Genomic DNA, 13,749 nt, shown 5'->3' with positions numbered 1-13,749 from the left:
GCGCGGCGAACGAGGGGGACAGGGTTACTTCAGCGTAAAACTTTGCGCCTGCACGTTGTCGGAGTCCAGGCCGACGAACACGTTGAATTTGCCCGGCTCCGCCCCCCATTTCAGGCTGGCGTTGTAGAACTTCAGATCGTCTTCGCTAATCGGCAGCTCAACCTGCTGCGACTGGCCGGCCTTCAGCGTCACTTTCTTGAAGTTACGCAGCTCTTTTACCGGCCGGCTGACCGAGGCGGTCACGTCCTGCAGATACAGCTGCACCACCGTGGCACCGTCGTACTTGCCGGTATTTTTCAGCGTGACGCTGGCGGTTAGCTTGCCGTTGCGCGCCATCGTCGGGCTGGACAGTTTCAGATCCGACAGGCTGAAGGTGGTGTAGCTCAGGCCGTAACCGAACGGATACAGCGGGCCGTTCGGCGAATCGAAGTAGCGCGAGGTGTACTTGCCCGGATTCTCCTTGCCGAACGGGCGGCCGGTGTTCAGGTGGTTGTAGTACATCGGGATCTGGCCGACCGAGCGCGGGAAGGTCATCGGCAGCTTGCCCGACGGGTTGTAGTCGCCGAACAGCACGTCCGCCACTGCGTTGCCGCCCTCGGTGCCGCTGTACCAGGTTTCCAGCATCGCGTCCGCCTGCTCGCTCTCCCAGCTCAGCGCCAGCGGCCGGCCGTTCATCAGCACCAGCACCAGCGGCTTGCCGGTGGCTTTCAGCGCGGCGATCAGATCGCGCTGGCTCTGCGGGATGGTGATATCGGCGCGGCTGGAGGCCTCATGCGCCATACCCTGCGATTCCCCCACCACCGCCACGACCACGTCGGCCTTGTTCGCCGCCTGTACCGCTTCGTCGATCATCTGCTGCGGCGAACGGGTATCGAACGCCACCGCCGGCTCATACTCGTTCAGGTAGTCGATGATGCCCTTATCCTGCGTGACGTTGGCGCCCTTGGCGTAAAGAATGCGCGCCTTGTCGCCCACCGCCTGCTCCAGCCCTTCACGCAGGGTCACCGACTGCTTGACCACTCCGGCGGCCGACCAGCTGCCCATCACGTCGCGCTGGCTGTCGGCCATCGGCCCGACCAGCGCGATGGTCGCCTGCTTGCTCAGCGGCAGCGTCTGCTTATCGTTCTTCAACAACACCATCGTTTTGCGTGCCACCACCCGCGCCTCGGCGCGGTGCAGACGGCTTTCGGCGTTGGTGTCCTGCGGGTCGGAACCCGCCGGGCCCAGATGCACATACGGATCGGTGAACAGCCCCATGTCGTACTTGGTGTTCAGCACGTCGCGGCAGGCGCGATCGATATCGCTTTCAGGCACCAGCCCGTCTTTCACCAGACCCGGCAGGTATTTGTCGTAAAACTCGTCGCTCATGCTCATGTCGACGCCGGAGGTGATTGCCAGGCGTACCGCGTCGCGCGCGTCGGCGGCCACGCCGTGTTTAATCAGCTCTTTAATTGCGCCGTGGTCGCTGATGGTGATGCCTTTAAAGCCCCACTGGTCGCGCAGCAGGTCTTTCAGCAGCCACGGGTTGGCGGTGGCCGGCACGCCGTTCACCGAGTTGAGCGACACCATCACCCCGCCGCTGCCGGCATCCACCGCCGCTTTGTAAGGCGGCAGATAGTCCTGATACATGCGCAGCGGGCTCATGTCGACGGTGTTGTAATCGCGGCCGCCTTCGACGGCGCCGTACAACGCAAAGTGCTTAACGCTGGCCATCACCGAACCGGGCTTGGCCGGGTCGCCGTTTTGATAACCGTCGACCATCACTTTGGCGATTTTCGACACCAGCCAGGTGTCTTCGCCGAAGCCTTCGGAGACCCGGCCCCAGCGCGGATCGCGGGTGATATCGACCATCGGCGCGAAGGTCATGTTCAGACCGTCATCGCTGGCCTCCTGCGCCGCCACGCGGGCGCTGAGCGCAATGGCTTCCAGATCGAAGCTGGCCGCCAGCCCCAGGCTGATCGGGAACACGGTGCGCTGGCCGTGCACCACGTCATAGGCGAAGAACAACGGAATTTTGAGGCGACTGAGCTGCATCGCCTGATCCTGCATCACCCGAATGTCCGGGCGGGTGACGGTATTGAAGATGGCGCCGATCTGCCCTTTGCGGATGCCCTCGCGGATCGCTTCTTTCGGGTTATCCGGCCCGACGCTGATCAGCCGCAGCTGGCCGATCTTCTCTTCCAGCGTCATCTGCTTCATCAAATGGGACACGAAGGCGTCGCGCTGCTGGGCGTGAATGCCCTGCGTTATCGGCGTTTCCTGCGCAAAAGCCGGGCTGAGGGCCAGACCGGACAACATACTCACCACACAAAGCCATTTCATCTTGTTTTATCTCAGGCGTGTTTCCGCAGCCAAAGCCGCGAGGTTTAATCGGAGTGAAGAAACAGTTTGCCACACTCTGTTTCATCGCCAAGGGAATTCGCATCGGTAATGTTTACAAAGCATTACAGGTTATCGGCAGGTAATTCTGCAGCCGGGCGCGGCTGTCGGCGGCCTCCGCCGTCAGAAAATCGATCAGCGGCGCCAACGCCGGCGGCGGCGCCCCGCGTTCAGGATAGACCAGATAATAGGCCGCGCCGCTGCTGACGCAGAGCGGGAAAGGCGTGACGACGCGCCGCGCCTGAATATCCTCCTCCAGCAGGCACAGATCGCCGATGGCGATGCCGAACCCCTGCAGCGCGGCGCTCATCGCCAGATCGAGAGTATCGAAATGCTGAGCCTTGCCGGACGGCAGCGCATCGGCCCCCGCCGCCTTCAGCCAGCGCAGCCAGTCGCGCCGATCGCGCGTCGGGTGCAGCAGGGTTTTGTCCGTCAAATCCGCCAGCCGAGGCGCCGGCGGCAGAAACGTCGGCGTGCAGACCGGCGTGAGGATTTCGTCGAACAGCAGGTGCGCGGCCAGCTTTTTACCCGGCGGCCGGCCGAATACCACCGCGGCGTCAAACTGCTCGGTGCTGAAATCCAGGCCGTGCGACACCGAGGCGGTCAGCTCGATATGCATGTCCGGCCGTTCATTATGCAGGCGAATCACGCGCGGCAGCACCCAGCGCATCGCGCAGGTCGGGCATTTGATGCGCAGCGCCCCCGGCGGGGCGGCGGCCCGCGTCAGCGCCTCGTCCAGTTGCCCCAGCGCCTGCTGCACCGGTGCCAGCAGCTGCGCGCCCTGCGGCGTCAGCGCCAAACCGCGCGCCTGGCGGCTGAACAGCGGATAACCCAGGCGCTGCTCCAGCCCGAGAATTTGCCGGCTGACCGCCCCCTGCGTCAGGTGCAGCTCCCGGGCGGCATGGGTAAAGTTGAGGCGTTGCGCCACCACCACGAAGGTTTTCAACACGTCGAGCGACGGCAGGGATATCGGCATAGCGGGCCTCGATTAGGTATGATCGTAGTGCATGGCAAGTATGACAAACTTTCCCTTGTCCGCCTACGCCGGCTGATGCTTAATCGCTCAACACTTCCCTGTTTGCCTGGAGCCCATCATGCAGAGCGCCTGTTCATCCCGCTCGAAGCTGCCGGACGTCGGCACCACCATTTTCACCGTCATTGGCCAACTCAGCGCAGAACATCAGGCCCTCAATCTGTCGCAGGGCGCGCCCAACTTCGCCGGCGACCCGCAGCTGATCGAGGCTACGGCGCAAGCCATGCGCGCAGGTCATAACCAATACGCGCCGATGAGCGGCGTGGCGGCGTTACGTGCTGCTCTGGCGGAAAAAGCTGAACGATTGTATGGCGCACGCTATGACGCCGACGAAGAAATCACGGTGATCGCCAGCGCCAGCGAAGGGCTGTACTCGGCGATCAGCGCGCTGGTGCATCCCGGCGACGAGGTGATCTATTTCGAACCGGCGTTCGACAGCTATGCGCCGATCGTGCACCTGCAGGGCGCCACGCCGGTGGCGATCAAACTGTCGCTGCAGGATTTTCGCGTCGACTGGGACGAAGTGGCCGCCGCCATCAACGGCAAAACGCGCATGATCATCATCAACACGCCGCACAACCCGACCGGCGCGGTGTTTGACGAGCACGACATCGAACGCCTGACCGCCCTGACCCGCGACACCGACATCGTGATCCTGTCCGACGAGGTCTACGAACACGTGGTGTTCGACGGCGAAATTCACCACAGCATGGCGCGCTATCCGCAGCTGGCGGAACGCAGCGTGATCGTGTCGTCGTTCGGTAAAACCTACCACGTCACCGGCTGGCGCGTCGGCTACTGCCTGGCGCCGGCGGCGCTGATGGACGAGATCCGCAAGGTGCACCAGTTTATGGTGTTCTCCGCCGATACGCCGATGCAACACGCCTTCGCCGCCGCGCTCGCCAACCCGCAGAGCTACCTGGGGCTGGCGGCGTTTTACCAACAAAAGCGCGATCTGCTGGCCAGCGCCTTGCAGGATTCGCGCTTTGAGCTGCTGCCCAGCCACGGCAGCTTCTTCATGCTGGCCCGTTTTAGCGGCTTCAGTCACGAAAGCGACAATGATTTCGCCGTACGCTTGATCCGCGAAGCGAAGGTGGCGACGATCCCGCTGTCGGCGTTCTACAGCGACGGCACCAATACCGGCCTAATCCGGCTGAGTTTTTCCAAAGATAACGAGACCCTGCTGGAAGGCGCGCGCCGCCTGAGCCAGGCGTAATTTTTTGTCCGACCATGGGAAAGGGGCACTGCCTATGAAAGCACTGAAAACGCTGTTCGCCGCCGGATGCCTGCTGGCCGCCGGCACTTCGCTGGCGGCGGAAAACAGCCTGCGCTTCGGCCTGGAAGCGCTGTATCCGCCGTTCGAATCCAAATCCGCCAGCGGCAAACTGGAAGGGTTCGACATCGAACTGGGCGACGCGGTATGCGCCGCCGCGCAGTTGAAATGCAGCTGGGTGGAAACCTCGTTCGACAGCCTGATCCCGGCATTGCAGGCGCGCAAGTTCGACGCCATCAACTCGGCGATGAACGTGACCGAACAGCGGCGTCAGGCGATCGCCTTTACCGACGCCATCTATCAGGTGCCGAACCGCCTGATCGCCAAGGCCGACAGCGGCCTGCTGCCGGACGCCAAATCGCTGGCGGGCAAACACGTGGGCGTGCTGCAAGGATCGATTCAGGAGATTTACGCCAAAACCCATTGGGCGCCGGCGGGCGTGGACGTGGTGTCTTATCAGGATCAGAATCAGGTTTACCTCGATCTGGCGGCCGGTCGGCTCGACGCCACGCTGGTGATGGCGCCGTCGGGGCAAAGCGGCTTCCTGTCGCAGCCGGACGGCAAAGGCTTCGCCTTCGTCGGCGAGGCGGTGCGCGACGACAAAATCCTCGGTGAAGGTATCGCCTTCGGCCTGCGTAAAGGGGATGAGGCGCTGAAGAAAAAACTGGATGCCGCCATCGCCAAAGTGAAACAGCAAGGCACGGTGGCGGCGCTGTCGAAGAAGTATTTCGGCGACATCGACGTGACGGTGAAGTGATAGACGGGGGCGGCACCGCCGCCCCCTCCCGCGTTTAGCGATCGAATACCGAACTGTTCAGCGCACGATCCTGCTGGTGGCGCTCCAGCGCCAATTCGATCAGGCGCGTGATCAGCGCCTGATAGCTGACGCCGCTGGCGGCCCACAGCTTGGGATACATGCTGATGTTGGTGAAGCCCGGCAGCGTGTTGATTTCGTTGATTACCACCTGGTTGTCCGGCGTCAGGAACACATCCACCCGTGCCAGTCCGAAGCACTCCAGCGTGCGGAACGCCTTCAGCGCCACCTCGCGGATGTGGTCGCTCACTTCCGGCGCGATTGCCGCCGGCACCACCACCTGAGCTCCCTGCTCATTGATGTATTTGGTGTCGTAAGAATAGAAGGCGTCGCTCAGCACGATCTCGCCGCACACGCTGGCCTGCGGATCGTCGTTGCCCAGCACCGCGCACTCGATCTCGCGGCCGACGATCGCCGACTCCACCAGCACTTTGTGATCGAAGCTGAAGGCCAGCGATACCGCCGCGTCGAACTCGGCGCGGTTTTCCACCTTGCTGACCCCGACCGAGGAGCCCTGGTTGGCCGGCTTGACGAACAGCGGCAGGCCGAGGTGCTCGCTCAGTTGCTCAAACGTGAATCCGGCGCGGTTGGCGCGCGTCAGGGTGACGAACGGCGCCACCGCCAGCCCGGCGTCGCGCAGCAGGCGCTTGGTCACGTCTTTGTCCATGCTGACCGCCGAACCGAGCACGCCGGCGCCGACGAACGGCATATTGGCCATGCGCAGCAGCCCCTGCAGCGAACCGTCCTCCCCCAGCGTGCCGTGCACGATCGGGAAGATGACGTCCAGTTGGCCCAGCGCGCCGGCGCTGCCCGCTTCGATCAGCTGTTGTGTTTCCTGGCCCGGGATCAGCGCCACGTTTTTGTTCGAGCGGTTCAGCGCGATCAGCGCCGGGTTCTCGGCGTTGAGCAGGTAGTTGGAGGCGTCGTTGATGTGCCACTGCCCCTGTTTGTCGATCCCCAGCAGCGTGACGTCAAACTTCTCTTTGTCGATTGCATCCACAATGTTTTTGGCCGACTGCAGCGACACCTCATGCTCCGCCGATTTACCGCCAAAAATCACCCCAACACGTAGTTTAGTCACGCCTTAAATCCTTCTGAAAAATCATGGCAAAAAAGTCGTTCATCACAATAAACGCATTGTCTGGCGGCGGCAATCGTTGTTGCCAGAATCTTCTTACGCCACAGAATGCCACATCGCCACCATCCAAAGCGTATACACTTCGTATATCGTTCACTTAGGGAGACGCCGATGGGCATCGTAAAAATTTCGGACGCGCTGCATGACGATCTGCGCCTCGCCAGCCTGACCATGACGCGTTCGATCAACGCGCAGGCTGAATACTGGATCAAGATCGGCATGCTGGCGGAGTTCCATCCGGAACTGACCTACCCGCAACTGGTAAAAAAAATGATGAAAGATAATGCGCTGACGCTGAAGGAGATTGTCGGGTGAAACAGATTGTGATTAAAACGCCGGAAGAGATTGCCAAAATGCGCCATTCCGGCGCCCTGCTGGCGAAAGTGTTTGCTATGCTCGATGAGGTCATCGTCGAAGGCATCTCCACCATGGAGATCAACGACCGCGCCGAGGCGTTTATCGTCGACGAGCTGAAGTCGCGCCCGGCCAGCAAAGGGCAGTATGATTTCCCCTATGTGCTCAACACCTCAATCGACGAGGTGGTGTGCCACGGGGTGCCGTCGGCCAGCAAAATCCTGCGTTCCGGCATGATTATCAACGTAGACATCACGCTGGAAAACGGCGGTTATATCGCCGACTCCAGCAAGATGTACTGCGTCGGCCAGGTGACGCCGCTGGCCAAACGGCTGGTGAACAACGTCTATGAATCGATGTGGCAGGGCATTCGCGCGGTAAAACCGGGCGCCACCCTGGGCGATATCGGCCATGCCGTCCAGCGGCACGCCGAGCAGGCCGGCTACAGCATCGTGCGGGAGTATTGCGGCCACGGCATCGGCCGCGATATGCATGAAGAGCCGGCGGTGTTGCACTACGGTCAACCCGGCAGCGGTATGGTGCTGCAGGAAGGCATGGTGTTCACCATCGAGCCGATGATCAATCAGGGCGACCGCCGCATCAAGCAGAAGAAAGACGGCTGGACGGTGGTGACGCGCGACAAAAAACTGTCGGCGCAGTGGGAGCACACCGTGGCGGTCACCGCCGACGGCGTGGAGATCCTGACGCTGCGCGACGAAGAGCGCCGGGCCGGCTACGCCGAACGCTACTAAACCCGCAAGCCATTAGCCTGGCAAGCTGATAGCTTAATAAGTTATTTAATTGATAGCCTCTTAGCTTATATGCGGCACTCCGGCGCCGCGGTTAAAGCGACGGGGATGACAGGGAGACAGGCAGCATGCAGTCAGGCAATCAGGCATTTATCAACCAGCTTAAAGACATCGTCGGCGGCCCGCAGCTGTTGACCGGCGATCGCAACACCGAGCGGTATCGCAAGGGGTTCCGCTCCGGCGAAGGCCAGGCGCTGGCGGTGGTGTTTCCCACCAGCCTGCTGCAGCTGTGGCGCATTTTGCAGGCCTGCGTGGCCGCCGACAAAATCGTCATCATGCAGGCCGCCAATACCGGCCTGACCGAAGGATCGACCCCCAGCGGCAACGACTATGACCGCGACATCGTCATCGTCAGCACCCTGCGCCTCGACCATATTCAGGTGCTGGATAACGGCAAGCAGGTGGTCGGCTTCCCCGGCAGCACCCTGCACCACCTCGAGAAATTGCTCAAACCCTACGGCCGTGAACCGCATTCGGTGATCGGTTCTTCCTGCATCGGCGCCTCGGTGATCGGCGGCGTGTGCAACAACTCCGGCGGCTCGCTGGTGAAACGCGGCCCGGCCTATACCGAAATGGCGCTGTACGCCCAGCTAGGGGAAGACGGCCAGCTGCGCCTGGTGAACCATTTAGGCATCCGCCTCGGCGACACGCCGGAAGAGATCCTCACCCGGCTGGAAAAAGGCGACTATCGCCCGACAGACGTCGAGTACGGCGAGCTGCGCGCCTCGGATAACGAGTACGCCAGCCGGGTGCGTGACGTCGATGCCGACACCCCTTCCCGCTTCAACGCCGACAAACGCCGCCTGTACGAGGCCTCCGGCTGCGCCGGCAAGCTGGCGGTGTTCGCGGTGCGACTCGACACCTTCGAGAAAGAAGGCAAAGAGCAGGTGTTTTATATCGGCACCAACGACACCGCGGTGCTGACCGAACTGCGCCGCCACATGCTGAGCCAGTTCGAAAACCTGCCGGTGGCCGGTGAGTACATGCACCGCGATATCTTCGACATCGCCGAGGTGTACGGCAAAGACACCTTCATGATGATCGACAAGCTCGGCACCGATCAGATGCCGCGCTTCTTCACCCTGAAAGGCCGTATGGACGCCAGCCTCAACAAGCTGCCGCTGCTGCCGCACAACCTGACCGATCGGCTGATGCAGGGCCTGAGCCATCTGGCGCCGAGCCACCTGCCGAAGCGCATGAAGGAATACCGCGAACGTTTCGAACATCACCTGCTGCTGAAGATGGCCGGCCCCGGCGTAGACGAAGCGCAGCGCTACCTGACCGAGTACTTCGCCCAGGCCGAAGGCGCTTTCTTCACCTGCACGCCTGACGAAGGCAAAAAGGCCTTCCTGCACCGCTTCGCCGCCGCCGGCGCCGCCGTGCGCTACCATGCGGTGCACGCCGACAAGGTGGAGGATATTCTGGCGCTGGATATCGCCCTGCGCCGCAACGACACCGACTGGTTCGAAACCCTGCCGCCGGAGATCGACAGCCAGCTGGTGCATAAGCTGTATTACGGCCACTTTATGTGCCACGTCTTCCATCAGGACTACGTGGTGAAAAAGGGCGTCGACAGCCACGCGCTGAAGGAAAAGATGCTCGAGATCCTCAACCGGCGCGGCGCCGAGTACCCAGCGGAGCATAACGTCGGCCACCTGTACCACGCCAAGGCAGATCTGCAGGCGTTCTACCGCACCGCCGATCCGACCAACAGCTTCAACCCCGGCATCGGCAAAACCAGCAAACGTAAAGGCTGGGCCGCCCCCCCCCCGCTAAGACCGCCCGATTAGCCCGCCGCCGCACCCGGCGCGGGCTTCCTCTCCCCCTGCCTGCCTCGTCGTGACCTTTCTGCGCCCTTAAAGATGTATTTTTATTGCAACTTATAAATTTCCCGATTACCATTCACCGCATAATCGCAAATGAGAATCAATTACAAAACTGTCATGACGGATACATGGCATCCGCCGTGGCAATCACCGCGAAGTTGTTAATGAGAAGGAACCTACCATGAGTCAGACTCTCGATTCCGCCCAGCTGTTGTCCGCGCTCGATAAAGTGATGGTGATCTCCACCACCGATCTGCAGGGCACCATCACCTACGTCAACGATCTGTTTTGCCAACTGACCGGATTTTCCCGGGAAGAGCTGGTGGGCCAGCCCCACAGCATCGTGCGCCACCCTTCCGTGCCGAAAGCCGTTTACAAAGCGATGTGGGACACCATCAAGGCAGGCGGCATCTGGACCGGCATCATTCCGAACGTCGGCAAAGGCGGCGTGCTGTACGTGGTCGACACCACGGTGCAGCCGCTGTATGACGCCCAGGGCAATATCGCGGCCTATATCAGCATCCGCCGCGTGATCAACGATCTGATGACCGACTTCGAATCGGTGGAATTCGCCAAAGAACAGTTCGACAACCACTACGACAAGTAACCGCCATGGCCGACCTTATCGAACGCATCCTGATTGGTTACGGTTCGGAGTCGGGCAACGCCCGGGCGCTAGCGATGCGCCTGGGCGAGCAAAGCAGCCTGCAACCCTACCGCCCCGTCGTGAAAGAACTCAACGCCATCCAGCCCGCCGATGTAGGCGAACGTGACGCCCTGCTGATCGTCTCCAGCTCATTTGGCGACGGCGAACCGCCCGCCAACGCCGAGCGTTTTTCCGACGCGCTGGCGCAATGGCCGGATCGCCACCGGTTGCGCTACGCCATCTTCGGTCTCGGCGACACCGCGTACCCGCATTTCTGCGGCTTCACGCAGGCGCTGGATGCACGTCTGACGCAATACGGCGCCCGCGCCATCATCAATCGCGTCGACGCCGACGTTAACTTCGAACCGTTCTTCGCAACCTGGCTGACGACGCTGGAGAAGGTGCTGGCCGGTGATGCCCAGGCCGGCCGCGATTTGCATCTGCGCGTGACCGCCTACGGCGAAGACCATGCGTTCAGCGCCGCCCTCCTTGAACGGCGGCCGCTCAGCGCACGCACGCCGCAGGCCTGGCACCTGCGGTTGAATATCGCCGGCAGCGGCATCGTTTACCGGGCTGGGGATACCGTCTATCTGTTGCCGGAGAACGACGAAGGATTATTGACCCGGCTGGCTGACTGGCTCGGCAGGCCGGAGGCCGCTGACGCGCTGCGCCGCCGGGAACTGCGCCAGCTCAGCAAAACGACGCTGCGCGAACTGGCGCAGTTGGCCGACAGCGAAGAGCTCAAAGGCTTGCTCAAGATCCGCCAGCGCAAAGCCATGGAGAGCTATCTGTACGGCGCCGATCTGCTGGACGTACTGCACGATTTTTGCCCGCCGCAGACGGTCACGCTGGAGAACCTGTTGGCGCTGCTGCCCGTTTGCCTGCCGCGCGCCTACTCCATCGCTTCGGCAACGCGGGCAGAGAGCCTCGACCTGTGCGTGCGCGACGTACGATATGAACGCGACGGCCGCACCCGGCGCGGCACGGCGACCGGCTGGCTGCTCAGCCAACCCGGCCCTTTCCGCCTCTTCTGCCGCGCCAACCCCGGCTTTTACCTGCCGCGCGATACCACCGTGCCGGTGCTGCTTATCGGTACCGGTACCGGCATCGCGCCCTTGATAGGCTTGCTGCGCGAAATGGCCGCCCAGGGTGAACGGCGCGAAACCGTGCTGATCTTCGGCGAAAAACGGCGCGATGAAGACTTCCTGTATCACGAAGCGTTAGAGGCACTGAACGCGGCGGGCGTACTCACGCGCCTCATCACCGCCTTCTCGCGCGATGCCGCCGCCAAATATTATGTGCAGCATGCGATCGGCGAGCATGCCGATGCCATCAGCGGCTTGCTGCGGCGGGGAGCGCATGTCTACCTGTGCGGCAATCGCCAGTATCTGGAACATGCCGTGGCGACGGCGCTGGAGCAAGCCTGCGGGGCGGAAAACCTGTGGCAGACGCTGATTGAGCAGCAGCGCCTGCATCTGGAACTCTATTGAGACAGGGTGGCGTTCATCGTTCCGCACGCAGCAGCAAGGACACGATGAACGCGCCCCCCAGCCCGGCCGTAATGATGCCGATAGGCAGCTCCTGATGGGGGATCAGACTGCGGCTGAGCATGTCGCCGCCGGTCAGCAGCGTCGCCCCCAGCAGGCCGCACATCGGCACGGCCAAACGGTGGCGCACGCCCACCAGGCGCCGAGCCAGGTAGGGCACCATCAGCCCGACAAAGCCGATCACGCCCGTCAGCGAAACGAGAAACGCCGTGGACAGTGCGCAGCACAGAAAGGTCTCGGTGCGCAGGCGCGCCACGCTGACCCCCATCGAATGGGCGGTTTGCTCGCCCGCCAGCAGCGCGTCCAGCGCCCGCCAACGCAGCGCCGTAAACCCGGCCAGCAGCACGAAACTCGCCAGCGGAATGAACAGATTATCCCAACGCGCCAGCCCCAGCCCGCCGAGCGACCAGAACAACACCGAACCGGCCGCCCGCTGATCGCCGGAAAACACCAGGTAGCTGGTGAGCGCGCTGAACAAAAACGAGACCGCCAGGCCGCAGACGATCAGCTGCTCGGCGCGCCTGACCCGGCCGACGCGAAACAGGATCATCACCGCCAAGGCGGACAAAACGCCGCCGGCGAAGGCGGACAGCGGCAACGTCAGCGCGCCCAGCGCATCGCCGAAGCGCGTGATGACCAGCACCGCGCCGGCGGAGGCGCCGGAGGAGAGCCCAAACAAAAAAGGATCGGCCAGCTCATTGCGGGTGGTGGTCTGCAGCAGCGCGCCGGTCATCGCCAGCCCGGCGCCGGTCAAGGCCGCCAGCAACGCTCTGGGCACCCGCAGTTGCACGACGATAGTGTCCAGCATGCCGGAGAGGGGCGCCGATGAAAGCCCCAATGCCGCCATCGTCTGCCGCCATGACAGCGCGACGCTGCCCAGCTGCAGGCTCCAGATCATTAACCCGCACAATACCGACAGCGCCAACGGCGCGAGCAGCATAAACCGCCGGGTCGGCGAGTTCATTCAGCCTCCGGCGCGTACAGCGCCCGCGCCAGCTTTTCCACTGCGCCGATGTTGGCCGGCCCCGGCGTCAGCTCCGCATACTGCAGTTTCAGATAGCGATGGTGCCGTACGGCAGGCGTTAATTTCATCAACGGGTGGGACTCGAGGAAGCGCCGCAGCGCATCGGCGCCCGATCCGGTCTGGTAATCCAGCAGAATAATGAAGTCGGGCTCGGCCGCCGCTACCGCCTCCCAGGACGCCGTCGTCCAGCTCGCCGGCAAGCCGTCCATCACGTTGCGGCCGCCGGCCGCTTCGATGATCGCCGTCGGCATCGCGTATTTGCCGCTGGTGAAAGGCTTCTCCTCCCCCGAGTCATAGACGAACACCTTGAGCGGCGCCTGGCCCGCCGGCCTGGCGGGCAGCGCAGCCAACCGGCGCTGCCAGCCCTCAACCAGCGCGCTGGCCTCTTGCCGCTTGCCGAAAATCTTGCCGAGCTTCAGCTCATCGTCATACAGCAGATTCATATCGGCCTTCTGCGGCCGCCCGCCGGCCTGTACGCAGCTCTCGCTCAGCACCAGCGTTTTGATGCCGAACGGGGCGAGCTTCTCCGGCGTGACGTCGCCGCCGATCTTCATGCCGTAATTCCAGCCGGCGAAAAAGAAATCCGGCTGTGCCGCCAGCAGCGTTTCCAAAGCGGGATATTTCGGCGCCAGTTCGGGAATGGCACCCATCGCGGCCTTGAAGTCGGGCGTCAGTTTGTACCAGCCGGTGATGCCGGTCAGCCCGACAATGCGATCCTGCAGATGCAGTGCAAAGGCCATCTCGGCCATGTTGATGTCGTTGATGACGGCGCGCTGCGGCGCCTGGTTGAAGGTGACCGGCACACCGCAGCTTTCTACGGTGACGGGAAAATGTTCGGCCGCTGCCGACCTGGCGGCCAGCAGCAGAAGCAGGATGAATACGCGTGCGTTCATGTACTCTCTGGTT

The 13,749-nt window shown here is 62.6% G+C and carries 12 protein-coding genes; 7 read left to right on the top strand and 5 right to left on the bottom strand.

Going from position 1 to position 13,749, the window contains the following annotated elements; translation table 11 throughout:
• Window positions 1-24 precede the first annotated feature (24 nt).
• Both bglX and AC4PR2_RS02400 read right to left on the bottom strand, forming a co-directional pair.
• A complete protein-coding gene (gene bglX / locus AC4PR2_RS02405) occupies window positions 25-2,322 on the bottom strand; it encodes a beta-glucosidase BglX (RefSeq protein WP_060440457.1) in 2,298 nt (765 codons plus the stop codon).
• A gap of 112 nt (window positions 2,323-2,434) precedes the next feature.
• On the bottom strand, window positions 2,435-3,355 hold the full coding sequence (locus tag AC4PR2_RS02400; RefSeq protein ID WP_193158821.1) for a LysR substrate-binding domain-containing protein: 921 nt from the start codon (window positions 3,353-3,355) through the stop codon (window positions 2,435-2,437).
• A gap of 118 nt (window positions 3,356-3,473) precedes the next feature.
• Here AC4PR2_RS02400 and AC4PR2_RS02395 point away from each other — a divergent pair, with 118 nt between their 5' ends.
• Both AC4PR2_RS02395 and AC4PR2_RS02390 read left to right on the top strand, forming a co-directional pair.
• Window positions 3,474-4,628 (top strand): methionine aminotransferase, encoded by a 1,155-nt coding sequence (locus AC4PR2_RS02395; RefSeq protein ID WP_492174875.1) that lies wholly within the window; start codon window positions 3,474-3,476, stop codon window positions 4,626-4,628.
• 34 nt (window positions 4,629-4,662) lie between these two features.
• Entirely contained in the window at window positions 4,663-5,442 is a 780-nt protein-coding gene (locus tag AC4PR2_RS02390) for an ABC transporter substrate-binding protein (protein ID WP_060421038.1), read from the top strand.
• A gap of 34 nt (window positions 5,443-5,476) precedes the next feature.
• Here the strand turns inward: AC4PR2_RS02390 and ddlA are convergent, their stop codons facing one another.
• Window positions 5,477-6,580 carry a D-alanine--D-alanine ligase gene (gene ddlA, locus AC4PR2_RS02385; RefSeq protein ID WP_492174874.1) on the bottom strand — a complete coding sequence of 368 codons (1,104 nt, stop codon included), beginning with the start codon at window positions 6,578-6,580 and terminating at the stop codon, window positions 5,477-5,479.
• 168 nt (window positions 6,581-6,748) lie between these two features.
• Between ddlA and AC4PR2_RS02380 the strand changes: the two genes are divergently transcribed.
• From AC4PR2_RS02380 to AC4PR2_RS02360, 5 genes are all read left to right on the top strand, one after another.
• Window positions 6,749-6,952 carry a ParD-like family protein gene (locus AC4PR2_RS02380; RefSeq protein WP_006324220.1) on the top strand — a complete coding sequence of 68 codons (204 nt, stop codon included), beginning with the start codon at window positions 6,749-6,751 and terminating at the stop codon, window positions 6,950-6,952.
• A complete protein-coding gene (gene map, locus AC4PR2_RS02375; protein WP_087762129.1) occupies window positions 6,949-7,743 on the top strand; it encodes a type I methionyl aminopeptidase in 795 nt (264 codons plus the stop codon). Before AC4PR2_RS02380 ends, map begins: the two co-directional genes overlap by 4 nt.
• Before the next feature lie 125 nt (window positions 7,744-7,868).
• Window positions 7,869-9,590 (top strand): D-lactate dehydrogenase, encoded by a 1,722-nt coding sequence (gene dld / locus AC4PR2_RS02370; RefSeq protein WP_492174873.1) that lies wholly within the window; start codon window positions 7,869-7,871, stop codon window positions 9,588-9,590.
• Between the two features lie 217 nt (window positions 9,591-9,807).
• A complete protein-coding gene (locus AC4PR2_RS02365) occupies window positions 9,808-10,233 on the top strand; it encodes a PAS domain-containing protein (protein WP_060421025.1) in 426 nt (141 codons plus the stop codon).
• 5 nt (window positions 10,234-10,238) lie between these two features.
• Window positions 10,239-11,762, top strand: a complete 1,524-nt coding sequence (locus AC4PR2_RS02360; protein ID WP_159317770.1) for a flavodoxin domain-containing protein — start codon at window positions 10,239-10,241, stop codon at window positions 11,760-11,762.
• A gap of 13 nt (window positions 11,763-11,775) precedes the next feature.
• On the opposite strand, the gene AC4PR2_RS02355 is transcribed toward AC4PR2_RS02360, so the two are convergent.
• On the bottom strand, window positions 11,776-12,783 hold the full coding sequence (locus AC4PR2_RS02355) for a FecCD family ABC transporter permease (protein WP_169318140.1): 1,008 nt from the start codon (window positions 12,781-12,783) through the stop codon (window positions 11,776-11,778).
• Window positions 12,780-13,736, bottom strand: a complete 957-nt coding sequence (locus AC4PR2_RS02350) for an ABC transporter substrate-binding protein (RefSeq protein WP_492174872.1) — start codon at window positions 13,734-13,736, stop codon at window positions 12,780-12,782. Before AC4PR2_RS02350 ends, AC4PR2_RS02355 begins: the two co-directional genes overlap by 4 nt.
• Window positions 13,737-13,749 lie beyond the last annotated feature (13 nt).

This window comes from Serratia sp. A07, from assembly GCF_058725505.1.
This window is presented reverse-complemented; position numbering and strand designations above follow the sequence as displayed.